This window comes from Exiguobacterium sp. s150 (genome assembly GCF_018618435.1).
GTDB classification, from domain to species: domain Bacteria; phylum Bacillota; class Bacilli; order Exiguobacteriales; family Exiguobacteriaceae; genus Exiguobacterium; species Exiguobacterium alkaliphilum.
The window spans coordinates 20,541-44,356 of the sequence record NZ_JACSMC010000009.1 but is presented as its reverse complement, the minus strand read 5'-3'; the positions used below and the strand labels follow the sequence as shown (position 1 = coordinate 44,356).

The following is a 23,816-nucleotide window of genomic DNA, read 5'->3' as shown; positions in this document are numbered from 1 at the left end:
CCTTCCCCCTTATCTTTATGTAGAAAAAAGACCGCAATGCGGCCTTATTCTTCGAGTCCTAATCGTGCTGGCATCTCCGGCGCGAGCTTTCGTGCCTCGTCGAGCCTGCCCGCGTCGACGAGCGTATGGAACCGTAAAAACTCTTCGTGCGAAGCGTCCCCGATTGCGGCCAAATAGTCGACGTAACGTTCGTACACCGACTTGTCTTCCGGACGTGCCTCGATTAAGGCGAGGTACAACCGGACCGTGTCTTCTCCGTAAAGGAGGGGGAACTCGTCGTTCAACTGGAGCAACTTGTCGACCGAGTCCATGTCGACGCCGGTCTCGTTGTCGTAATGTCCGATGACGTGCTCGGCATGATCTTCGAGGCGACCGCGCCATTCCTCATACTCGTCCTCGTTCGTCTCGAGCATCTCGAACCAGTCCTCGTTCAACATCTCTTCAATCTTTTTCACTCGCTCTTGAAAGTTCATGCTTCGTCTCCTCCTTTAAACGTCCATGTGACGTCGACCGCGTACGTGCCGGCGACATCGTCGTTCATCGTTAACGCGTAGTCGAATTGGCAACGCCCGTCTGAAACGTCAAGGCGTTCCGTCGTCGTCGCCATCGTCATCGCCATATATGGGTTTTTGTATACACTCTGTGTCAGCCGTCCTTCGATGAACGAATGGTTCATCTCAATCGGTCCTTTACACATAAGGGCGAGCCGCCCCGTCGTATATTTCAACGTCGTCGGCACGATGCCGTCCTCACGCTCTTGGTCAAACGTCAAGATGAAGCCCGTCTTCAGTTCGTAATAGAGACCGTCCGCGACGAGCACGATCGGTTCATCGAGTTCGCTCATTTTCGTCGTCTGACGGACGCGTATACGTTTCGGTTCAATTGCCATGATGATTCCCCTTTCCGCTGTCCCATCGTACCATACCTCACAAACGGTCCGGAATCGCTAACTTTTTTTTTCCCGGTTCGCATGTGCTTCACACCACAAAAAGACAGGGTCGCCCCTGTCTTAACGGTTAACTCAATTTATAGACGCGTCCTTCGAACGGCTTCAAGTGAAGGAGTGTCGTCTCGTCATGCGGATCGAGCGGCATGTTTTTCAAAACGACATCCTCCGAGCGAAGTGTGAGGTCTGAAGCGAAGATCGCCTCGCCACCCGTCAAGTTCGTCATGACGAGGTATTGGCTGTCTCCGAGCGTGCGCGTATACGCGTAAATCTCTGGGTGTTCCGGCAAGACGACGTCATACGTGCCGTACACGAACGTCTCATCTTGTTTCCGGAGGCGAATCATCTCTTTATAGAAGTTGAGGATTGAGTCTTCATCTTCAAGTTGTTCTTCAACGTTGATGGCCGTGTAGTTCGGATTGATGCCGAACCAAGGCGTGTCCGAGAACGTGAATCCGGCGTTCGCTGCGCTGCTCCACTGCATCGGCGTCCGTGAGTTGTCGCGCGACGAGTTCCATGTGATGTCCATCATCTCTTCGTGGCTCTTGCCGTGTTCGAGACCGATGTAATAGCGGTTACGTGTCGCGATGTCGTCGTATTGGTCAATCGAGTCGAACTTGACGTTCGTCATCCCAATCTCTTGGCCTTGATAGATGAACGGTGTTCCCTGCATGAGGAAGTACATCATCCCGATCGATTTCGCGCTCTCTTTCCAATAGCGCTCATCGTCCCCCCACGCCGATACGGTACGTGTCTGGTCATGATTCTCGACGTAAAGGGCGTTCCAGCCGTCTTCCTCGAGTCCTTTTTGCCACTTCGACAACACGTTCTTCAAATGGACGACGTCGAGTTTCGACTCGGCGTCTTCGCGCCAGAGGCCCATGTGTTCGAATTGGAACACCATGTTCATCTTGCCGTCTTGCTCGCCGACCCAAAGATGGGCGTCGTCAGGCGAAACACCGTTCGCCTCCCCGACCGTCATGATGTCGTGCTTGTTGAACGTCTCGTCCCGAAGCTCTTCGAGATAGTCGTGGATGCCGTCAACGTTCATGTGCATCTCGAACGACGGCACGAAATCAAGGCCTTCCGGATTCGGCAAGTCGCCGAACGTCGGGTTTTTGCGAATGTGGCTGATCGCGTCGACACGGAACCCGTCGATGCCTTTTTCGAGCCACCAGTTGATCATGTCGTACACGGCTTGGCGCATGTCCGCGTTTTCCCAGTTGAGGTCCGGTTGACGCTTCGAGAAGACGTGCAAGAAGTACTCTTCTGTCGTCTCGTCGAACTCCCATGCCGACCCGCCGAAAATCGATTCCCAGTTGTTCGGCTTCGAGCCGTCCGGTTTCCCGTCACGCCAAATGTACCAGTCGCGTTTCGGGTTGTCTTTCGAACTCTTCGACTCGATGAACCACGGGTGCTCGTCCGACGTATGGTTGACGACGAGGTCTAACAATAGCTTCATGCCGCGTGCGTGGACTTCATTCAAGAGGCGGTCGAAATCTTCCATCGTCCCGAACTCATCCATGATATCTTGATAATCCGAGATATCATAGCCGTTGTCGTCGTTCGGCGACTTGTACATCGGGCAGATCCAGATGACGTCGACGCCGAGCTCTTTCAAATAATCGAGTTTATCGATGATGCCTTGAATGTCGCCGATTCCGTCCCCGTTCGCGTCGTAAAAGCTGCGCGGGTAAATCTGGTATGCGACGGCTTCTTTCCACCAATTACGTTTTAGCGTTTTTGTTTGTGTCTGTTGAAATCCTTTTGTGTGTTGGTCACGTTGTAAAAGTTGCATGTGTCAATGATACTCCCTTATCCCTAAACTCACTGCTCATCCTATATACTAATATCAGTGCTGTTGACGTTATCTCTTAATTAGCGCAATCGTTTGCACGATGCACTACGTTTATCTTAACAAAAAAGACAAACCGCTACAATGAGCTTTTCAACAGCTTACTCAACGTGTACCCTACACGATTTTGAAATGAAATGAAAGTGAGGCGACTTACATGATTCGTTTGGCCACACGGGCCGATCTTCAAGCGATCGATTCATTGATTTTGAATAAGGCAAAAGCGTTTCGCGCTGCCGGAAAGACGCAGTGGGAAAAATATTTGGAACCGAGTCGGACCGAGTTCGTCCGTCACGACGTCACGAACGGGACGGTCTATGTATATGAAGAAAACGGAAAGATTTTCGGGTCGGTCAGCTTGATTCCCCCGACGTCATGGGACCACAATTTATGGGATGACGCCGAGGTAGCGGTCTACGTGCATCGGCTCGTCGTTGATGCCCGGATGAAAGGGAAGCGTGTCGGCGAACAATTGATGCGCCACGCGCTCACCCAGACGGTCGGGACGATTCGCCTCGACTGTGTCGCCACGAACACATTTTTGAACCGTTACTATCGACAATTCGGTTTTGCGTATGTCGGTGAACGCGACGGGTTTTCCTTATTCACAAAAGAGGGTTGACGTTAACGCGACGTCAAGGCTTATGCTGTCCATAAGGAGGTGAGCAGATGGTTACGATTCAACAACTCGCAACACTCGCCGGCACGACGACCCGGACGCTTCGGCATTACGACGCGATCGGGCTGCTCGTCCCGTCGCGTGACGCGAACGGGTACCGCCGTTATTCGAAACAAGACATGGAGCGGCTCCAACTCATCTTGTTCTATCGCTCGCTCGATTTTCCACTCGAGACGATTCATACGTTGTTAAAAACGGACACCGACCGGGCTCACATCCTTAAGACACAAGTGAACGCGCTGCGTAAAAAGGCGGCCTATTTCGCGACACTCGCCGAGACCGCCGAAGCGACGCTCGCCTCACTTGAAGGAGGCGTTCAAATGGAAGACGAATCATTGTTCAAAGGCTTGTCGTTCGACGAGCTGAAAGCGCACGAGACGAAACACGAGGCGGAAGTGACGTCACGCTGGGGCGACAGTGACGCCTATGCGACGTCACAAAAACGGGCCCACGGACGGACGAAAGAGGACTGGGAGACGCTCAGCCAACAGCAAGTCGACCTCGTCAAACCGCTCGTCGACTTGTTCACGGCCGGTGTCCCGGTCGAAGACCCGCGCGTCCAAGTGGTGGTCGAGGCGAACCATGCGTTCATCCACGACCACTTCTACGATTGCTCGCTCGATATGTTCAGCGGCCTCGGACAGATGTACGTGGCAGACTCGCGCTTCACGGCGTTCTATGACAAGTACGCCCCCGGTCTCGCCGTCTACTACAACGACGCGATTCAACATTATTGCATCACCAAAAGTTAAACGGCCGAGCGAAAGCTCTGGCCGTTTTTACTCGATTCTACGGTCGTAGACGTCCTCTTCGAGCATCATCTCGATTTGACGCTTCAAGAGCGGCAATCCAGTCGAGAGCTGGAGGTACGGATAAGTCGCGAAATTGTCCGTACCGCCGAGGTAGAGGACGGCCCGGTCGAGGACGCTCCAGCCGCGGTCGCTCCACTGTTCGATGCGTACCTCACAGACGTCCGGTTTGGCCCGGAACGCCCAATACGCCTCGAGCTGTCCCGCCGCCATCGATGGTCGAATCGTCAAAATCGGGCAATCGATTCGATTGAGCACATCCGGCTCAATCGGTCCCGTCTCATGGAAGATGAGGAGTTCCGGCATGAGACGGTCAAGCCACATTTTCGTCCTCGCATCGTTCAGCGAAGTCACTTTCAAGACGTGATGCATCGGGATCGGTTCGTCTCGTAACGGATGACGCCGTTTCAACTCTTGGATGCGCGCCCGGCTCGTCCAGCGCATGAACGGTGGGCGTACCGGACGTACAACTGCCGGACCCAGCCTCGAAACGAGTCAGGCTTTTCTTCGGATGGGCCGTCTTCTCGAATGACGTGCGTCACCCCGAGGTGCCGAATCGCCTGATATACGTAAGCCGACATCTTGTTGTCCCCGATACATAACACGATTGGTCTCGTCATGACGCACCTCCTTTCCGATTCCGTCCTTCACTCCGGCTCAGTCGCATCTCTTCCACCGCTATGTCAAAAGAGCCGAACATCTGTTGAACTTCTTTGAGGGCCGGCCCTTTCCCATCTTTTTTTGCCACATCTCATAACCCCATGGCGAGAGGATTGCCAGTTCCTCACCCGCCTCTTTCAATGCGTTTAAAATCTCGTCTTCCGTGAACGTTTTGCGGTTCGAGAGCCCGATCTCTTCAAGTGCTTGGCTCCACGAACCGAACCGTCGAACGACTTTCGTGATGCTCGGCTGTTGACGCGCCCGTGCCCACTTCGCATAAGCGGTCGATGTGAGCGGCTCGATGTCCTCACTCGCTTCGAGGAGGGCTTGAATGATTTCACACTTTTGGTCTTTGGCCATCATGCCGAGTAAATCCGCTTCAATCAAGGCGACTTTCCATGACCCGAACAAGATGACGACCTCGGTCAATGACGGCACGTCCCGGTCAAGCGCCCACTTCCGGTAATCCGCACTCGTAATCGAACCCATTTCTTTCGCGGCCCGACGGAGCGCCCGAACCACCTCGGCTTTCGTGAAACGAGGCATTTGATTGTCGAGTCCGGCGAGGCGGAGCACGTTCGCCCACGATCCGTACGTCTCGAGCAATTCGATCACCGTCGGACCATCGTTGCGCTTTTGCCATTGCTGATACATATGGATGGTGAGGCGGCCGTCGACGGCCGCCGTCCTCAGTTGCTTAACGACTTGCTTTTCTTCCATGCCGCCTCCCCCTTTCAATCGCCCGCATCAGCCGACCTCCCGCGCACTGATTTGCGCGAATAAATCGAGTTGCCGTGTCAGTACAATCGATTCATCGAACCGTTCCTCGACGACTTCCCGGCCACGGCGTCCGTATGTCTCGAGCCGATCCGGATGAAGGATGAACGACTCCATCGCTTCGGCGAGTGCATCGGGACTGGCGACAGGGACGAGATAGCCCGTCTCGTGGTCAATCACTTCTTCACGGCAACCACGGATGTTCGTCGCGATGACCGGAAGACCGGATGCCATCGCCTCTAAGATAGAACGCGGCAACCCTTCTCGGTAGGAAGGCAACAAGAAGACGTCATGATCGTTGAAGAGTGTCGGCGTATCTTTGACAAAGCCCGCATAATGGACGTTCGGATTGTCGGCGAGGTACGCCTCGACGAGTTTCCCGGTTTCTTGGTCCCGTTCATTCACCATCAGCTCGCCGGCGATCGTCAGCGTCACGTCAGGGTGCGTTTTCGAAAGTTGCGTGAACGCCTGGAGCAAATCCAAGATCCCTTTCTCTCGGACGAGGCGGCCGACGAACAAAAATTTCAGCTGTTCCGGATTATGCGTCTTCGCAATCGGTTTGAAGCGGTTCAAGTCGATGCCGTTACCGAGATGAAGCAGACGGTCGTCCCGCTTGAACTGACGCGTCTTCGCGAGGGAATAGTCTTCTTCACTTTGAAGGAGCAGCCAGTCCGTGGCGAGGGCGGCGAGCGATTTTTCGAGCCAGAACACGAGTTCATAAGCGAAACGGCTCATCCGTTCGTGGAAGTAGAAGCCGTGCGCCGTGTAAAGAATGTGCGGGGTTCGCGCGATGCGGGCAGCGACGCGGCCGAGCGCAGCGGCGACCGGGGTATGCACGTGAATCGCATCGTATTTTTCCCGCCGCAACAGCGTGACAAGTTCTTGAATCGTCTGTAAATTTCGTTTCGGATGGAACTTCCGGTCAATCGGCAACGTGTGGATGACCCAGCCTTCCTCTCGTAACTGATCGGTCCGGTCACCGTAGGCACAGGCGATATCGACTTGATGGCCTTCGGTTTTCAAAGACTCGATGAGGGGACGCAACAAGACGTCAGCCGTCGCATCGACCGCGCAGAACTGGAGAATCTTCAAAGGCGCCATAAGTGCACCTCCTCCGGTTTCGTCGTGCGGTCGAGGATGCCTTTCAAATCCATGACGACACCGCGACCCATCTTCAACTGGCGGGCGGCAAGCTTCCAGCCGGCATCGACGAACTCGTCGTGCGAGACGGCATAGATGACGACCTCGGCCGGTTTCAGCTCATGGTACGCTTTCACCTCGATGCCGTACTCGTGCTTCACTTCTTCATGGTCGACGAGCGGATCGTACACTTGCACCTCGAGCCCGAACTCTTCAATCTCACGGATGAGCGAGGCGACTTTCGAGTTGCGGATGTCGCTCACATTCTCTTTGAACGACATGCCGAGCACGGTGACGCGAGAGCCGAGTACCGGCATGTTTTGGCGAATCATCGTCTTGATGAGCGATGTGGCGATGAAACTGCCCATCGTCTCGTTGATCCGACGGCCGGCTAAGATGACTTCCGGATGATAGCCGAGCATCTCGGACTTCATCGTCAAATAGAACGGGTCGACGCCGATACAGTGTCCGCCGACGAGCCCCGGGCGGAAGTTGAGGAAGTTCCACTTCGTGCCTGCCGCCTCGAGCACCTCGAGCGTGTCGATGTCCATCCGCTCAAAGATGATGGCGAGTTCGTTCATGAGGGCGATATTCAAATCGCGTTGCGTGTTCTCGATGACTTTCGCCGCTTCGGCGACCTTGATCGAGGAAGCCCGGTGCACCCCTGCGTCGACGACCGTCTCATAGACGGCGGCCACGACGTCGAGCGTCGCTTCGTCTTCGGCGGCGACGACCTTTTTGATTGTCCGGAACGTGTTCACCCGGTCACCTGGATTGATTCGTTCAGGCGAATAGCCGACTTTGAAGTCGATTCCGGCCCGAAGACCAGACTCTTGCTCGAGGAGCGGGATGCATTCTTCTTCGGTCAACCCCGGGTACACCGTCGATTCGTACACGACGATTGTCCCCGGCTGCAAATGTTTCCCGACCGCGCGCGTGGCGCCGCAAATCGGGCCGAGGTCCGGTTGATTCTGCTCATTGATTGGGGTCGGCACGGCGATGATGATGAAGTCCGATTCCTCCAGTTTCTTTGCATCCGTTGTATACGTGACCGACGCCGTCTCGAGTGCTTCCCGTTCGACTTCCCTTGTGCTGTCGACGTGTTCGTTCAACTCGTGAATGCGCGCCTCGTTAATGTCTAGGCCGATGACGTCCCCGACTTCCCCGAGCGCGACCGCGACCGGGAGTCCGACGTAACCGAGTCCGACGACGGCGATATGGCGATTGGCAATGGTTCGTCGTGTTGTCCGTGATTCTGAGATGAGTTTGTCCATGTCCATCTGCCTCCAGTTATTATGAAATTTGATCCATCAACTTCTCGACGACGACGATTTTCCCGTTTTTCCCGCGAGGGATTTGTTTGACCGGGGTGAGGGTGATTTTGACGCCTTCCCCGAACAACTCTTTCAGCTCTCGCTCGAGTACCCGTTCATGGGACGGAAGGAATCGTTCCGGGTCTTTGATATAGCGCATCTCGATATGATGCAAATCGAACTGCCGGAATTGCGTCTGGATGACCGAGTTCGGTAAGACGCGGACGATTGTTGTCAAATCGCCTTCATACACTTTCAATCCTTTCGGGGTGACGACGTAGTTTGACTGTCGTCCTTCAATCGAGGTGACGTACGTACCACCTTGGCCGCACGGGCACGTCCCTTCTCCAAACTTCATGCGGTCACCGATTCGATAGCGGACGAGCGGTGTCCCGTGCGTTGTGAAGCTCGTGATGAGAATCTCTCCATCGTCGCCGTACGGTTCGATATAGCCCGTCTCGTGATGCAGATGCATGTGACCGTGGCTGCATTCGGTCAAAATCGGTGCCCCTTCTGAGGAGGCGTATTGATCGTACACCGGGGCGTTGAACGCCTCTTCGAGCAGTTTGCGCCCACCCGCCGTCAACGTCTCGGACGTCGGAAAGATGGCGATCATTTGAAAGTCGAGCGTGATGCCGTGCTCTTTCATATACGAGGCGATGTCGACCATGGCGGACGGCGCGCTATCGAGGACGGCCGGTTTGAACCGGTTGAGCGCCTCGATATAGTGTGGGATGTTGTCCGGTGTCAAATGGAAGAGCGATAAGAGCAATTGATTCATCGGACGGTTGTAACGCCAGAACACTGGGGCCGCCTGGTTGGGATCACAGATGACGCGACCGGTGAAACTCGCCCGTTTCATCCCTTTCTTGAAGCCATGTTGCTCTTTGAAGTAGTCGAGATGGGCCATCCGGATTTGATAATCGTCTTTCGTGAACTTCACCTGGAGCGACGCCCCGGTCGTCCCACCCGTCTTTCCGACGATGTCCGTCTTGATGTTGGAGTAAATCGAAGGGGTCGCCCGGACCGTCTCTTTCTCGAGGATTGGAATATGGCGCATCTCCTCGAACGAACGGAGCGGGAGCGTCACGTTCGCCTCCTTGAACAAGCGTGCATAATAGTCGTTGTTCGCTGCACAAAACTGTAGGAAGACGTTCAACCGATCAAGCTGATCCTGATAGACGGCTTCCGCGTCGGTCGGGCGGTCCTTCAAACGGATGAGCTCCCGTCGATACGCCTCACCATACCGTTCTTGCCATAACTTCAATCCATATAGTGACGTCATCCAGTTTTGAAACCGAATCGGCGTTTTGAAATACATGTCCCGCAACGCGAAAGTGGTCATTCTTGAACTCCCCTTTTTGTATAGGTCAGACGTGAAGTCGCTTCACGACCCGGATTTTTCCGTTTGGCTCTTTTTTGATGGCTGGCACGTTCTTTAGGCGAATCCGCATGTTCGGGGTGAACAGTCGCTCGACCTCTCGTTTGAGGATCGTCTCATGCTCGTCTTCAAATCGTTCTTCGTCTTTGACGTAGAGCATCTCGATTTGATCGACCTCGTGTTGCAACACTTGGACTTGGAGGACAGAGTTCGGCAAGACGGCGACCGTCGCCGTCAAATCACCTTCGAATACTTTGTAACCTTCCGGTGTTTCGACGTAATTCATCTGCCGACCGTCGATGGAAGAGATGACTGTCCCCGAGTGACCACACGGGCACGTCTCATCGCTGAGCGTCATGCGATCGCCGATACGATAACGAACGAGCGGCGTCCCGTGCGTCGTGAAGCTCGTCACTAAAATCTCACCGTTCTCGCCGGGCTCGATGATGCCGGTCTCCGGATGCAGGTGCATCCGTCCATGTTTGCACTCCGTCACGAGCGGCGCCCCTTCCGAGGAAGCGTATTGATCGTAAACCGGGGCTTGAAAGATTTCGGTCAATAACGCCCGTCCCCACGGCGACAACGTCTCAGACGTCGGGAAGATGGCGATCGGTTTGAACGTCAACCGGGTGTCCGTCTCTTTTAAGTACTTGGCGACTTCAATCATCGCGGACGGTGAACCGTCGAGGGCGTCCGGTCGATACGTGTTCAACGAGTCTACATAATCCGGGATGGTCCGTTCATGGAAATGGACGACCGAGTAGAGCATTTGTTTCATCGGGGCGTTGTAGCGCCAATAGATCGGCTCCTCTTGGTCACGGGGACAAATCATCCGGTCCGTGAAGCTCGCCCGCTTCATCCCTTTCGTAAAGCCATGCTGTTCTTTGAAATAGTCGAGGTGGGCCATCCGCGCTTGATAGTCTTCGACGGTGAAACGGACTTGGAGCGCCGTTCCCGTTGTCCCACCCGTACTTCCGATAATCGGTGCTTTGATATCGGAGAAGATATCAGGATTCGTTCGGAGCGTCTCTTTCTCGAGCACCGGGATTTGCTGGAGCTCCTCGAGGTGCTTGAGCGGCAACTCGATGTTATGGCGTTTGAACAAGTTTCGATAATAACGATTGTGTCTCTGACAGAAGTGGAGGAAGCGGTTGAGTCGGTTCAGCTGGGCCGCATCCGGGTCGACGAGCCGTTGCCTTCGCAGTTTCTTTAACTCTTTGTCGTAATATGGACCATAGCGTTCTCGGTACAACTTCAACCCGTAAAGGGAGATGAGCCAGTTTTGAACCGGGAGCGGTGAATGGGCGTAGATTTTGTCATGTAGGGACGGCATCACTCAATCCCCTCCTTCAACGCATGGTGATAAGCGAGATACCAGTCGATAAATTCATGGACGCCGCGCTCGATCGGTGTCTGCGGTCGAAAGTCGACCGACTCATACAGCGCCGAGGCATCGGCAAAACTTTCTGGTACGTCGCCCGGTTGCAGCGGCAGTTCGTTTAAAATCGCCCGCTTGCCAAGCTTTTGCTCAATGATGCGAATGAAGTCCATCAGTTGGACCGGACTATGATTGCCGACGTTATAGACACGGAACGGGACGTCGCTTCGGTCTGGGAGCGGCGCGACATAGTCGAACTCTTCATCAGCGAGCGGCTGGATGTCCATCAAGCGGACAATCGATTCGATGACATCGTCGACGTACGTGAAATCACGCGCCATCTGCCCGTAGTTGTAGACGTCAATCGGTTCGCCTTTCATAATCGCTTCCGTGAACTTATAGAGCGCCATATCTGGGCGCCCCCACGGTCCATAGACGCTAAAGAAACGAAGCCCGGTCGTCTTGATCCCGAACAAATGACTGTACGTATGCGCCATCAGCTCGTTCGCCTTCTTCGAAGCGGCGTATAGCGAGAGCGGATGATCGACCGGGTCCTGTTCGGAGAACGGCATCTTCCGATTCGATCCGTACACCGAGCTAGACGATGCGTACAGGAGTTGTTCGACCGGATAATGCCGGCACGCCTCGAGTACGTTCAAAAATCCAACGATATTCGATTGGATGTAGGCGTCCGGATTTTCAAGACTATAGCGCACACCTGCTTGGGCCGCCAAGTTGACGACGATGTCGGGCCGCCGCTTCTCAAACACCCGCGTGACCGCCATTTTATTCTCGAGTGAATCACGATATAGCTTGAAGTTCGGATGCGTGAGCACGTGGAGTCGGGACTCTTTCAAACTCGGGTCGTAATAATCGTTCACTTCATCAATCCCGACGACCCGATGCCCCTCTCGTAATAGTCGGCGGGCCAAGTGAAACCCGATAAACCCTGCCACGCCCGTGACGAGTACGGTCTTTGTCATAACGTCTTCCTCCTTTGAGTTGAATCGTTCGTCCGCATCCGGACAGGTTCGATTTGAGGGGTGAACATGTTTTCCATCACTTCTTCCGGAATCTCGCTATTGGCAACGAACAAGAGGAAGGAGGTGAGCGCATTCGGTTGGTCGAGGAGATGGTCGATTGTCAACAGGATCGGATCGACCGACTTGAACGGCCGTGTACAACCGACAAAGATTTTGTCGTATACTTGGCTGTCCGTTTTTTCACTCGTCGCAAGCAGTTCTTCGTACAATTTTTCCCCAGGGCGGATGCCACTGTATTCGATTGGGATTTGGTCGAGCGTGAAGCCGCTTAGCGTGATCATGCGCCGCGCCAAGTCGACGATTTTGACCGGTTGCCCCATATCGAGGACGAACACTTCGCCCCCGCTCGCCCGGACGCTCGCTTGGATGACGAGCCGGCTCGCCTCGGGGATGGTCATGAAGTAGCGTGTCATCTCCGGATGGGTCACCGTGACCGGTCCGCCCCGTTCAATTTGTTCTTTGAATAACGGGACGACCGAGCCGCGGCTGCCGAGGACGTTGCCGAAGCGGACGACCGAGAACGTCGTCTCGCTGTGACGGGCCTGCTGCTGGACGACCATCTCGGCGACTCGTTTCGTCGCGCCCATGACGTTTGTCGGATTGACCGCCTTGTCGGTCGAAATCATGACGAACCGCTCGACATTGAACAAGTGGGCCACTTCCACCATGTTTTTTGTTCCATAGACGTTGTTCTTGACGGCTTCTTTCGGATTTCCTTCCATGAGCGGGACGTGCTTGTGGGCCGCGGCATGGTAGACGATGTCAGGTTCGTAATGCTCGAACACTTCGATTAACCGGTTCCGGTCTTGGACGTCACCGATGACCGGGTAAATGTCCGTCTCGGTGTCGAGTCCGCGCAGCTCGCGGTCAATCGAGTAGATGCTATTCTCCCCGTGCCCGAACAAGACGAGGCGTCCCGGTTCGAACTTGATCAACTGCCGGCACAACTCCGAACCGATCGACCCACCAGCGCCAGAGATAAAGATGGTGGCACCTTTTAGTTTTTGCGAAATCTCAGACACATCGAGCTGAACCGGTTCGCGTCCGAGCAAATCCTCGATTGCGACTTCGCGCATCTCGTTCATCGACACTTTCCCCGACGCGAGCTCCGACAGCATCGGCAAGGCATGGGACTCGACGCCCGTCTTCTCGATTCGTTTCAATAATTGGATACGCTTGCTATAAGGAAGCGACGGGATGGCGAGGACGACGACCTCGATCCCGTATTCCTCGATTTTCCGTTCGAGTGCATCGATTGAGCCGATGACCGGTGTTCCGTGGATGTAGAGCCGTTGTAAGAGCGGGTTGTCGTCCAAAATCCCGACAACGTTCAACACGTTCGTCCGATACTCTTTCAACTCTTTCGTGATTTTTTGTCCGGAGTCGCCGCCGCCGATGATGAGCGTCGCTTTCCCGCTCGGTTGGGCGTGACGGAACCGGAAGAACGAACGAGTTCGAGCCACGAGCCGGATGAACAACATCCCGTTGAAGGCGAGCAAGCTTTGGACGAACAACGCCTGATACGAGATGCTCTTTAAAACGACAAGCGCCGCACCAAGTACGAGCAGGTCGCTTGTGAGCAAGACGAGCGCGAGCAACTGCAACTCCCGCATCGAGCCGTAGCGCCAATCGATGCGATACACTCGTGTCGCCCACCCGAGCGCGAGTAGCGCCACCGTTTTCAGCGCTAAAATCGTCATCAGTTTCGTCGTGTCACCCGAGACCGTCGTGTCGTGGGCGAAAAGCAACTTGAAGGTAAGGAAGATGGCCGCCGCCGCAATCATGACGTCAAGCATCATGAGCATTGCGTTTTTCCGGTCCATCGGATAATACGTGAATCGTGTAGTCATTCTGTCACCGCCTTTGCAGAGTACGAAAATGAGTCGATGTATGGGTGGATGCTACATTAGTACCCGTTCACGATTCACAATCCGAAAGAAAACCATAGCTTTTTCATAGCAACGAAATTTAGCCATTAAACGGTTTTATGAATGTGTGTTGACTATTTCTTTTGGTTTGTGAATATTTCCGGATTAAATGGGTAATATGGAAAGTACATGGTTGTAAATTAGGTGTAAATTGTAAATAACAAAGGAGGTTACATGATTCATCGAAACGTGTCACTGCACCGTCCAATAACCTGAACACGAACTTGCCTTTCTCACATGCCGACTTCGGCTCCCTTTCTTGAACGTTGCCAATTGTATACGTGCCCTTGACCGCTTGGGCTTTCCTTAAAGGACCATCATTGTTCAACCACACCACGACCTTTGAAGCGACCTTCGCTTCCAAAAAGGAGAGACATCACGATGAAACGATGGACAGAGCAACAGATCCTCTCATGCCTACAACAAGCAGCGAACGAACTCGACGAATTCGATACAAAACATTACACTCTATGGGCCCGCAGCAAAGACGTCCCTTCCCTATCGACCGTGATTTACAAGTTTGGCTCATGGCGCGAAGCCGTCCAGGCCGCCGATATTAAAATGATGTACCGTTATTATTCCGATGAAGACATCTTGACCGCGCTCAACGAGGCCGCCGAAGAACTCGATATCTTCACGAGCCAGACGTATCGTGAATGGGCCAAAATCGCCCAAGCGCCGTCGCTCACCTTGATTAGCAGCCGTTTCGGTTCTTGGTCGAATGCGCTCCGTGAAGCAAAACTCCAAACGACGACGGCTCGAAACAATGAAGAGCGAATCATCCAAGCCCTCATCGAAGCGTCGGCCGAACTCGAACGGCTCACGTCGCAACATTACGCCGTCTGGGCGCAAGAGAAAGGCTATCCGACCGTGGCGACAATCGCCCGCAAGTATGGTTCTTGGAGTTATGCCTTGTTCGTCCTCGACATCGCCCCGCCGAAACGGAAATGGGATGAAGATGACGTCATCGACGCACTCCGACTCGCCAAGGACGAATTGAACCATTTCAGCATCCTCCATTACCGCAAATGGGCGGAAGGTCGAAACGTGCCGAGCACGTCGACGATCAACGCCTTGTTCGGCAGTTGGACCGCCGCGTTACGATGCATGGAAGAACAGAAAGTGATGCAATAAGAAAACGCCGTCTCGGGAGCCGAGACGGCGTTTTGTCATGTGACGATTGAAATGAAGAGCGGGATCCCGACGAGCAAGTTGAACGGGAACGTGACGGCGAGGGCGAGCGTCAAATAAAACGACGGTTCGGCTTCCGGTACCGACGCCTGCAGCATCGCCGGGGCCGCGATATACGACCCGCTCGCCGCGAGCGTCATGAGTAGAATCGTCCCGCCGTCCGATAACCCGGCGAATTGCGCACCGGCGTAGCCGATCGCCGCACCGATGAGCGGGAACGTCATCCCGATGACCAAAAACTTCATTCCATAGGACGGCACGGTCTTCAACTGTTGCCCGACCTTGACGCCGAGACTGAGCAAGAAGAGGAGGAGCACTCCCGGGAATAAATCGATGAAGAACGGAGTGAGCGCCGACGTGTCCGGTGTCACGAGTCCGACGACGAGACCGGCGATGAGGAGCAAGATGCTCTTCGAGAGCAGGCTATCCCGAATGACGGTGAACGACTGGCTCGGGGCGGCCGTGATGCCGAGAACGCGCGTCTGATTGTATAACAACAACGCGACGACGAGACCAGGGATCTCGAGGACGACGACGAGCGTCGTCATGAACGGTTCGTACGCAATGCCGAGCCGTTCGAGCTGGGCCGCGGCCGCGACGTACGTCACGAGCGAGACCGAACCAAACGTCGCCGCCATGGCAATCCGTTCATGAAAACTGAACTTGAATAAGCCACCGAGCCCGAATGCGACGAGCGGCAACACCATCCCGAGGACGAGCGTCACCGCGAGCGGGAGCGCCAAGTCGTCAAACGAGACCGAGGCGAGCCCCATCCCGCCTTTGAGTCCGATGGCGAGCAATAAGTATAAGTTGAGCGTGATGCCGAGCGACTCCGGGATTTTTAAGTTCGATTTGCCGAGCGCGGCCACGACACCGGTCACAAACATTAATACCGGGGCACTCGTCAATAAAAACGTCAATAGTTCCATGTTTCTCCTCCTAGGCGACAAAAAGCGCACACCGAAAAAACGGTGTGCGCTGCATGCCGACGGCTCGAACGCGTTCGCTCCGTCTAGCCGACAACTGTCGGGTTATGATTCGTTCAGCTCCGGGTCAAGACGGTGACGAAGCGCTCCGAGGCTCGCTCCGCCAATCCTGACACGTATCTGTCTTTTAGTTTATAAACGTCGTCACGGCTTGTCAATCCCACTGTCCCACGCGGCATCGAGCCGAAAGACGATGAGGCGTTCCCCCGTCTTCGTACTGATATCCGTATGGAGCGAGATGATGCGCCGTCCGAGGACGTCTGCCACAATCGTCTCGAGTTGCGGACGACCCGATTCGACGAGATTGTTGCGATACTTCTTCAATTGCTCGCGCCCCGCCGATTTCGTGGCGAGATCGTACTCGGCCGGGGTCAAGACGCCTTGTAACGTCACGATGGCCAAGTCGCGGAGCAGGTCTGCCTTACACGTCAATGAACCGCGTCCGAGATACTCTTTCTCCCATTGGGTGATGCGGGCGCTCAGTTCCATCTCCAGCTGACCTTTTTTCGGCATGATTACTTCACGAACCCGATCATCATCTCGCGAAGGATTTTCGCGGCGGCAATCGCCGTCATGTCCGACTGGTCGTATGCCGGTGACACTTCGACGAGGTCGGCGCCGATGATGTCGAGGTCCGCGTTCGCGATGGCGTGAACGGCTTCGAGCAACTCTTTCGTCGTGATGCCGCCGATTTCTTGCGTGCCTGTACCCGGTGCTGCCGACGGGTCAAGGACGTCGATGTCGATCGTGACGTACACTTTCTTCCCGGCGAGCGTCGGCAAGACGCGTTTGAGCGGCTCGATGACTTCATACATGAACATGTTGTAGCCGACTTCCTTCACCCAGTCGAACTCTTCTTTCATCCCAGAACGAATTCCGAACGAGTAGCAGTTCGATGGGCCAATCAAGTTGGCCGCTTTTTTTAGCGGGGTCGAGTGCGAGAGTGGCTCGCCCTCGTATTCGTCACGGAGGTCCGTATGCGCATCGAAGTGCAAGATGACGAAATCGTCCCCGTATTTATCGTGCATCGCCTTGATGACCGGCCATGTGACGAGGTGCTCGCCGCCCATTCCGAGCGGGAACTTGCCGGCGTCGATGACGTCTTTCACGAACGACTCGATCATGTCGAGCGACTTTTGTGCGTTCCCGAACGGAAGCGGGATGTCACCGGCGTCGTAGACGGCCGCTTCTGTCAAATCGCCGTCGAGGTACGGGCTATACTCTTCAAGTCCGATGGAGACTTCGCGGATGCGGTTCGGGCCGAAACGTGAACCAGGGCGGAAACTGACCGTCCAGTCCATCGGCATGCCGTACAATACCGTCTTCGCGTCAGCGACTTCCGGGAGGCTCGCGATGAACACTTTGCCTGAGTAGGCTTCGTCGAAACGTTTAATCATTTTGTCAAATCCTCCACGAATTTAGGCAACACGAACGCCGCGTTGTGAAGCTTCGGCGTGTAGTACTTCGTCTCGATGTCATGGAACCGCTCTGGTGCTACGGCTTCCGGGTCGTACTGCTTCGAGCCGATCGTGAACGTCCACATGCCGCTCGGGTACGTCGGTACGTTCGCCGTATAAAGCTTCGTGATTGGGAAAATCTCTTTCACGTCGCGTTGGACCGTCTGGATGAGTTCTGGTGTGAACCACGGGTTGTCTGTCTGCGCGACGAAGATGCCGTCTTCTTTGAGCGCTTTCGAGATGCCGGCGTAGAAGCCTTTCGTGAACAAGTTCGCCGCTGGGCCGACCGGTTCTGTCGAGTCGACCATGATGACGTCATACTCGTTCTCCGACTTGGCGATATGCATGAAACCGTCGCCGACGATGACTTCGACACGCGGGTTGTCGAGTTCACCGGCGATGTTTGGCAAGTATTTCTTCGAATATTCGATGACTTTCCCGTCGATGTCGACGAGAACTGCTTTTTCGACTGATGGGTGTTTCATAATCTCACGGATGACGCCGCCGTCTCCACCGCCGACTACGAGCACATGCTTCGGATTCGGGTGCGTGAAGAGTGGGACGTGAGCCACCATCTCGTGATAGACGAATTCGTCCTTATCCGTCGTCATGACCATTCCGTCAAGTAACAACATTGTTCCGAACTCGTCCGTTTCGACCATTTCTAGTCGTTGAAACTCCGTTTGTTCGCTCTCATAAACGTGGTTTACACGGAACGTGATTCCGTAATCTTCTGTCTGGTGCTCCGTAAACCATAATTTTAATTTTTGGTCCATCGATAGAACCCCTTTCTGATTAAAAAGTTGTTCGTATGCGAGTGGCGTTTTGAGGCGCTTCTTATTCATACGATAGGAAGTATACAAAACCTGTACCCATTTTGCACGATTTTTTTATTAATCTGTCTAGATGTGTGAGATTTCCGTGAGTTGTAACCGATACACTATATATAGAAGTTTCTTACAACCGAAAGGAGGAATCACCATGTGGTCACCTTGCGTGGCATGCGCCACGACCATCCCATTTTTTGAACGCGGACTCGTCGTCGTCAACGAACAGTCCCATCCTTACGACTCGCTAGAAGAGTTGACGAACCGACTCGCGGATATCCAATCGAACGTCTACTGCATCGATCCCGTGACGAATCGCCAAACCGCGCCCATCACCGCCGGGAATCTGTTGGATCAAATCGCCAACCGCGATACGATCGAGCTCATCCAACACGGTGAATTCGAGAGCCACTTGCAACCGATCGTCCACCTCGATACCGGGGAACGTTTCGGCTATGAGGCGCTCCTGCGCAGTCGTAACGACATTTCGCCTGGCCAGCTATTCCAAGCCGCTAACCGGTTCGGCTTGCACTCAAAGCTCGATCAGCGCGCCCGTGCCGAGGCGATTAAAGCGACGTATCACGCCGTCTTGCCTCACGAGAAGACGTTCATCAACTTCTTGCCGTCGACGATTTACAATCCGGACTATTGCCTGCAGCACACGTTCGAAGTGATTGACCGCTACGACCTCAGCCCCGACCGTTTCATCTTCGAAGTCGTCGAGACGGAAAAAGTGCAAGACGTGGCCCATTTGCAGCACGTGTTCTCTACATACAAGAAACGCGGAATGAAAGTCGCCCTCGATGACGTCGGCGCCGGCTTTTCGACGCTCGATATGTTGAAGCGGCTCGAGCCCGATTATGTCAAAATCGATCGGTCGTACATCTCATTTTGCGATCAGGATGCCGAGAAACGGGCATTTTTGAAAAACGTTCGTCAATTGACCCGGACGATGGGCATCACGCTCCTCGCCGAAGGTATCGAACGTGCCGAAGAAGTCGACGTCTGTCGCGAACTCGGCTTCGATTTGGCGCAAGGCTACTACTTCGGTAAACCGGCCCCATACGCCCTTTAAGACGAATGGCCCCGAGCATGTGCTCGGGGCCATTTTTTAGTCGTCGTTTTCTTCCGTATCTTCCATATCGTTTTGCATCTCTGTATCGTTGTTATCCATCGGCTCCTCGTCGGCTCCCCCACAAGCCCCGAGAATGATACCTGTCGCGAGCAATGATGCCGCTAACGTTCCTTTACGTTTCATCATAAAAACACCCCTTTATTGTTTTCGTCGTACAGTATGGTTCATTCCCGTCGACCACATCCCAAAACGTGTATTTAGATTAACAATGTGTAAACGGTGGAATGAATTCAGTGATGACAACTGAACTGAAAGAAGGTGTACCTGTTGAAACGACGCGTCTTACAATTTTTCACGATGATCCTGCTCGGTATGCTCCTTCTTGTCCTCCTGTACTCGATTGATGGATTGATCCCCTTCTTGATCGTTATCGCCATCGCCGCCCCGCTCATCGTCGGCTGGCAAATCCTGTTTGACCAAGTCCAACCGCAGGCGAAACTCGCTTGGCTGCTCGCGGTACTGTTCATCCCGTTCCTCGGCGCCCTTGCCTGGGTCATGTTCGGTCGAACGCCGCGCCGCCACCGCCGCGTCAAACGGACGTCATCCGAGATTCGCATGTTCCGCCAAGCGATTGAGATGGAGCGCATCGAGACCGCGAACGCCGTCTCGGATCGCTTCCCGCTCACCCGCACACTCCAAAAGCTCGGGGCAACCGGGGCCGACGGGCATACGTCGACGAAACTGCTCGTCAACGGTGAGGCGAAGTTCGAGGCCGTTTTGCACGACATCGAGCAAGCGACGCACCATATCCACGTCCAATACTATCTATTCCGAACCGATGACATCTCTTCGAAAATCCGCGACGCCCTCATCAAAAAATCGAACGAGAACGTCACCGTCCGCTTCCTATACGACGGGCTCGGTAGTCAAGAGATCGGGGAAGACTTCATCGAGCCGCTCCGCGAATCGCGCGTCCACGTCGAAGCGTTCGACCCGGTCGTCCATCCGCTCCTCGTCTTCAACGCCAACTTCCGGAACCATCAAAAGCTGATCGTCATCGATGGGAAGATCGCCTATACGGGCGGATTGAACGTCGGCGACGAGTATTTGGGGAAAGAAGAAAAACTCGGCTTTTGGCGTGACACGCACCTTCGCGTCGAAGGTCCGCTCGTCCGTGAACTGCAACGCCTCTTTATCGAGAACTGGCTCTATGCCGGTATCGAGGACGACAAAGAGACGTGGGACTTGTTCGCGAACGAAGAGCATCTCCCTGAATATTTCATCGATGAACCAAAAGATTCGAACGGAGCGACACAACTGCTCGTCACCTCGCCCGGAAAAGACGTCACGATTCGCGACGGTCTCATGCAACTCATGATGGAGGCAAAGGAATCGATATGGATCACGACCCCGTATTTGATTCCACCGCCTGAACTGCTCGCTCTGCTTGAAGTGACAAGTAAGAGCGGCATCGATGTCCGAATCGTCGTCCCGGGGAAAGGCGATGAGTGGTTCAGTTTTCACGCGACTGAGTATTACTTTGAACAATTATTGAAACGAAACGTCCGCATTTATAAATACAATCGCCATTTCATCCATGCGAAAACCGTCCTCATCGATGGCAAAATCGCACTCGTCGGGACGGCTAATGTAGATTTTCGGAGCATGTATTTGAATCACGAGATGACGATCGCCCAATTCGAGACGTCCTCGGTCCAAGAACTGCATGACGCCTTCTTAAAAGACTTTGACGAATCCATCCTCATCGACTGGTCGATCCTGCGGAAGAAGACGAACGGCAAACGGTTCGTCGAAGCGTTCTGTCACATCTTCTCGCCACTTTTATGACGACGCCAGACGACATAGATGATGCCGACCATGGCGATTAGCGCGATTTGCCACCCGGTCGCGACGTATAGGATCGCCGTCACGGCGAGCGCTTCAATCAAGAGGGCCGGGACTTTGCCGAGCGTGCTTGCCACGGCGAACGAGGGTAGCGTCATCCGGCTAAACGCCGCTGATAACGTGACGAGACCCGACGGCACGAACGGCATGAGCCGCATGCTGAGGACGAGGAACCACGCCTCTATCCCTTCCGCTTCCCTCAGCCGTTTGAACCGTGTCCCGGTCGGCGACGTATACGGCTGGAGCGCTTTTCGATAGACGATGAAACTAATGATGGCCCCGACGGCCTCGCCGATGATTGAGACCGCGACGCCCGGCCCGAAACCGAGCAGTTGAACGTTCAGCGCCGTCAAAAACGCGCTCGGCAAGACGCCGGCGACGGCAATCAGTATATTCAATACGATGCTGATGATGACAAACAGCGGGAGTGGGAGAAGTGCCCATTCCATCGCACACACTTCCTTTCAAACGAAAAGGCTGTCCCGTCCTCGCGGGGCAGCCTTTTTCTGTTACTTCGCTTCGACTTCGTCCCACGCGTCTTCGTCGACAGGCGGGAGGTGTTTCTCTTCAAGTTTCGATACGACGACCGCACACGTCGCGTCACCTGTGATGTTGACCGATGTCCGGAGCATATCAAGAATCCGGTCGACCCCGATGATGAGGGCGATCCCTTCGACTGGCAAGTTGACCGATTGTAAGACGAGCGCGAGCATGATGAGCCCGACACCCGGAACCCCGGCCGTTCCAACTGAGGCGAGCACTGCCGTGATGACGACAGTCGCTAGCTGTGCAATCGTCAAGTCAGCCGCAAACACTTGCGCGATGAAAATCGTCGCGACCCCTTGCATAATGGCCGTCCCGTCCATGTTCACCGTCGCACCGAGCGGCTGGACGAATGACGAGATGGAACGTGGCACGCCAAGTTTCGTCTGAGCGAGCTCCATCGATACCGGGAGCGTCGCGTTCGACGACGACGTCGAGAAGGCGAGCGTGATCGCTTCATTAAAGTTCTTGAAGAAGAACACCGGGCTCATCTTCCCGAGGAAGAGGAGCGCCCCGCCATAGACGATGGTCGCATGCAAGAAGAGCGTCAAGACGACGGCGAACATATACCACGCCATCGCACGAACGGCATCAAAGCCGATCCCGCCGATTGCCGAAGCAATCAAGGCGAAGGCACCATACGGCGCGAGCTTCATGACCAAATGGATGAGATGCATCATGATGCGATCGCCTTGTTTGACGAACCGGCGCCACGATTTGGCACGGTCCCCGAGAGCGATCATCGCGAAACCGATCAAGGCCGCAAAGACGATAATTTGAAGCATGTTGCCTTCGGCGAGCGATTGAATCGGGTTCGTCGGAATCATGTTGACGAACGTCTGGACGATATTCGACGACTCATCCGTCGCCGCCGTCTCGAACTCTAGGTTCGCCGTCGCGAAGTCGCCACGCTCACCCGGCTGGATGACCGATGCGACGCCCATCGCGAGCATGATGGCGAGCGCCGTCGTCGTCAAGAAGAAGAGGAGCGCTTTCGACCCGACACGCCCGAGCTCTTTCGGGTCCCCAAGACCCATGACGCCGAGAATGATTGAGAAGAAGACAATCGGCACGACCAACATTTTAATCAAGTTTAAAAACACTGTCCCGACCGGGGAGAGTATGTACGTATTGACGATGTCATATACGTTGCCAGACAGGCCAGCGAGCCCGAGCCCGACGACGACCCCCAGTACAAGACCAATTAGAATTTTCTTCGTTTCACTCATCGTGTCACCCTTTCTTTTTTACACAGTGCGTATAGTATACCATAATACTGAATTTTCATACAATTACGGCTGTATCACAATGTCATAACAGGCGTATGTTCCCGCCTTCGCTTCATGCCAAACAAAAAAGATTGGAGACCGCGGACGGTCCAATCTTTTTACTCGGCAGTTAAGCGAGTCAATTCATCTTGCAGCTCAGTCGACTGTTCCCAAATTTCAGGACGGTGCTGTTTTAAGAAACGGGCCAACACGTCCCGGGACGGGGCATCCATCATGTCGATCAGGATGCGGCCTTTGAGCGACTTGTCCATTTGGTTGACGTGATACGGCAATAGCTTGTAGCCGCGGCGCGCCTCGAGGTCGACCGTCATATCGCACGCCGCGACGCCGCCGTAGTAGAACCCGTCCGGCTTCCGACCGACCGTCACCCAGACAATCCAATACGGTTTTCCGTTCGGCACGGCGTCCCGATCGGTCAAAAACTTGATACGTTTTTCAATCGCCGACTTGGCATGCATCGCACCCATGTCGATGACGGCAGTGCCCGCCTCGACGTCGATGATGACCGGCGACATATTGTTCAAACTGAGCGAGCCGACGCCGTAACCACCGTGGCCGTCCGTCGAATCATCAGCGATGATATTGAAGTTGATGTCTTTCATAAGTTGCGTCCCTCCCTCTCTACTTTACACAA

At 54.5% G+C, this 23,816-nt stretch carries 25 protein-coding genes; 5 read left to right on the top strand and 20 right to left on the bottom strand.

The genetic code is table 11. The annotated features are described in order from the left end of the window. Positions 1-44 precede the first annotated feature (44 nt). The 3 genes from KNP76_RS06655 to KNP76_RS06645 all read right to left on the bottom strand — a co-directional run bounded on the left by KNP76_RS06655 (position 45) and on the right by KNP76_RS06645 (position 2,744). Positions 45-473 carry a hypothetical protein gene (locus KNP76_RS06655; RefSeq protein WP_034804183.1) on the bottom strand — a complete coding sequence of 143 codons (429 nt, stop codon included), beginning with the start codon at positions 471-473 and terminating at the stop codon, positions 45-47. Further along, positions 470-889 carry a YwiB family protein gene (locus KNP76_RS06650; protein WP_214843637.1) on the bottom strand — a complete coding sequence of 140 codons (420 nt, stop codon included), beginning with the start codon at positions 887-889 and terminating at the stop codon, positions 470-472. Before KNP76_RS06650 ends, KNP76_RS06655 begins: the two co-directional genes overlap by 4 nt. Before the next feature lie 127 nt (positions 890-1,016). Beyond that, positions 1,017-2,744, bottom strand: coding sequence for a glycoside hydrolase family 13 protein (locus tag KNP76_RS06645; protein WP_214843635.1), 1,728 nt, complete (start codon positions 2,742-2,744; stop codon positions 1,017-1,019). 214 nt (positions 2,745-2,958) lie between these two features. On the opposite strand from KNP76_RS06645, the gene KNP76_RS06640 reads away from it, so the two are divergent. Further along, positions 2,959-3,423, top strand: a complete 465-nt coding sequence (locus KNP76_RS06640) for a GNAT family N-acetyltransferase (protein ID WP_214843627.1) — start codon at positions 2,959-2,961, stop codon at positions 3,421-3,423. A 47-nt stretch (positions 3,424-3,470) separates the two neighbouring features. Further along, a complete protein-coding gene (locus KNP76_RS06635; protein WP_214843625.1) occupies positions 3,471-4,232 on the top strand; it encodes a MerR family transcriptional regulator in 762 nt (253 codons plus the stop codon). 27 nt (positions 4,233-4,259) lie between these two features. On the opposite strand, the gene KNP76_RS06630 is transcribed toward KNP76_RS06635, so the two are convergent. Genes KNP76_RS06630 through KNP76_RS06590 form a run of 9 tightly spaced genes read right to left on the bottom strand, consistent with a single transcriptional unit; the run spans position 4,260 to position 13,831 of the window. Beyond that, complete coding sequence (locus KNP76_RS06630; protein WP_214843623.1) at positions 4,260-4,733, bottom strand: hypothetical protein; 474 nt, start codon at positions 4,731-4,733, stop codon at positions 4,260-4,262. Beyond that, positions 4,697-4,909: a hypothetical protein gene (locus tag KNP76_RS06625; protein WP_214843621.1), complete on the bottom strand. Its 213-nt coding sequence runs from the start codon at positions 4,907-4,909 to the stop codon at positions 4,697-4,699. The genes KNP76_RS06630 and KNP76_RS06625 overlap by 37 nt, the downstream gene beginning before the upstream one ends. A 58-nt stretch (positions 4,910-4,967) precedes the next feature. Continuing rightward, positions 4,968-5,669, bottom strand: a complete 702-nt coding sequence (locus KNP76_RS06620; protein WP_214843619.1) for a hypothetical protein — start codon at positions 5,667-5,669, stop codon at positions 4,968-4,970. A gap of 27 nt (positions 5,670-5,696) precedes the next feature. Further along, entirely contained in the window at positions 5,697-6,827 is a 1,131-nt protein-coding gene (locus KNP76_RS06615) for a glycosyltransferase family 4 protein (RefSeq protein ID WP_214843618.1), read from the bottom strand. Then, positions 6,815-8,146, bottom strand: coding sequence for a nucleotide sugar dehydrogenase (locus KNP76_RS06610; RefSeq protein WP_156028816.1), 1,332 nt, complete (start codon positions 8,144-8,146; stop codon positions 6,815-6,817). The genes KNP76_RS06615 and KNP76_RS06610 overlap by 13 nt, the downstream gene beginning before the upstream one ends. 13 nt (positions 8,147-8,159) lie before the next feature. Then, positions 8,160-9,524, bottom strand: a complete 1,365-nt coding sequence (locus KNP76_RS06605) for a phenylacetate--CoA ligase family protein (protein WP_214843616.1) — start codon at positions 9,522-9,524, stop codon at positions 8,160-8,162. A gap of 25 nt (positions 9,525-9,549) precedes the next feature. Further along, complete coding sequence (locus tag KNP76_RS06600; protein WP_214843615.1) at positions 9,550-10,893, bottom strand: phenylacetate--CoA ligase family protein; 1,344 nt, start codon at positions 10,891-10,893, stop codon at positions 9,550-9,552. Beyond that, on the bottom strand, positions 10,893-11,921 hold the full coding sequence (locus KNP76_RS06595; RefSeq protein WP_034804206.1) for an NAD-dependent epimerase: 1,029 nt from the start codon (positions 11,919-11,921) through the stop codon (positions 10,893-10,895). The genes KNP76_RS06600 and KNP76_RS06595 overlap by 1 nt, the downstream gene beginning before the upstream one ends. Continuing rightward, positions 11,918-13,831 (bottom strand): polysaccharide biosynthesis protein, encoded by a 1,914-nt coding sequence (locus KNP76_RS06590; protein ID WP_034804207.1) that lies wholly within the window; start codon positions 13,829-13,831, stop codon positions 11,918-11,920. The genes KNP76_RS06595 and KNP76_RS06590 overlap by 4 nt, the downstream gene beginning before the upstream one ends. Before the next feature lie 459 nt (positions 13,832-14,290). On the opposite strand from KNP76_RS06590, the gene KNP76_RS06585 reads away from it, so the two are divergent. Next, positions 14,291-15,043, top strand: a complete 753-nt coding sequence (locus KNP76_RS06585; protein ID WP_034817637.1) for a homing endonuclease associated repeat-containing protein — start codon at positions 14,291-14,293, stop codon at positions 15,041-15,043. A gap of 35 nt (positions 15,044-15,078) precedes the next feature. On the opposite strand, the gene KNP76_RS06580 is transcribed toward KNP76_RS06585, so the two are convergent. The 4 genes from KNP76_RS06580 to speE form a co-directional block, all read right to left on the bottom strand. Then, a complete protein-coding gene (locus KNP76_RS06580) occupies positions 15,079-16,029 on the bottom strand; it encodes a sodium-dependent bicarbonate transport family permease (protein WP_214843613.1) in 951 nt (316 codons plus the stop codon). A gap of 201 nt (positions 16,030-16,230) precedes the next feature. After that, complete coding sequence (locus tag KNP76_RS06575) at positions 16,231-16,599, bottom strand: Na-translocating system protein MpsC family protein (protein WP_034817632.1); 369 nt, start codon at positions 16,597-16,599, stop codon at positions 16,231-16,233. A 2-nt stretch (positions 16,600-16,601) separates the two neighbouring features. After that, positions 16,602-17,483, bottom strand: coding sequence for an agmatinase (gene speB / locus KNP76_RS06570; RefSeq protein WP_211780419.1), 882 nt, complete (start codon positions 17,481-17,483; stop codon positions 16,602-16,604). Then, positions 17,480-18,319: a polyamine aminopropyltransferase gene (gene speE / locus KNP76_RS06565; protein WP_034804220.1), complete on the bottom strand. Its 840-nt coding sequence runs from the start codon at positions 18,317-18,319 to the stop codon at positions 17,480-17,482. Before speE ends, speB begins: the two co-directional genes overlap by 4 nt. A 205-nt stretch (positions 18,320-18,524) precedes the next feature. Here speE and KNP76_RS06560 point away from each other — a divergent pair, with 205 nt between their 5' ends. Continuing rightward, on the top strand, positions 18,525-19,445 hold the full coding sequence (locus tag KNP76_RS06560; protein ID WP_251137381.1) for an EAL domain-containing protein: 921 nt from the start codon (positions 18,525-18,527) through the stop codon (positions 19,443-19,445). A gap of 36 nt (positions 19,446-19,481) precedes the next feature. Here KNP76_RS06560 and KNP76_RS06555 read toward each other — a convergent pair whose 3' ends face one another. Continuing rightward, positions 19,482-19,628 carry a hypothetical protein gene (locus tag KNP76_RS06555; protein WP_214843611.1) on the bottom strand — a complete coding sequence of 49 codons (147 nt, stop codon included), beginning with the start codon at positions 19,626-19,628 and terminating at the stop codon, positions 19,482-19,484. A 135-nt stretch (positions 19,629-19,763) separates the two neighbouring features. Here KNP76_RS06555 and cls point away from each other — a divergent pair, with 135 nt between their 5' ends. Further along, complete coding sequence (cls, locus tag KNP76_RS06550) at positions 19,764-21,293, top strand: cardiolipin synthase (protein WP_214843609.1); 1,530 nt, start codon at positions 19,764-19,766, stop codon at positions 21,291-21,293. Here the strand turns inward: cls and KNP76_RS06545 are convergent. The 3 genes from KNP76_RS06545 to KNP76_RS06535 all read right to left on the bottom strand — a co-directional run bounded on the left by KNP76_RS06545 (position 21,269) and on the right by KNP76_RS06535 (position 23,784). Next, a complete protein-coding gene (locus tag KNP76_RS06545; RefSeq protein WP_034817625.1) occupies positions 21,269-21,799 on the bottom strand; it encodes a TVP38/TMEM64 family protein in 531 nt (176 codons plus the stop codon). The two genes, cls and KNP76_RS06545, sit on opposite strands and share 25 nt — an antisense overlap. 60 nt (positions 21,800-21,859) lie before the next feature. Then, positions 21,860-23,122 (bottom strand): dicarboxylate/amino acid:cation symporter, encoded by a 1,263-nt coding sequence (locus KNP76_RS06540; RefSeq protein WP_214843607.1) that lies wholly within the window; start codon positions 23,120-23,122, stop codon positions 21,860-21,862. A gap of 158 nt (positions 23,123-23,280) precedes the next feature. Then, positions 23,281-23,784 (bottom strand): YwhD family protein, encoded by a 504-nt coding sequence (locus KNP76_RS06535; protein ID WP_214843605.1) that lies wholly within the window; start codon positions 23,782-23,784, stop codon positions 23,281-23,283. Positions 23,785-23,816: the final 32 nt, after the last annotated feature.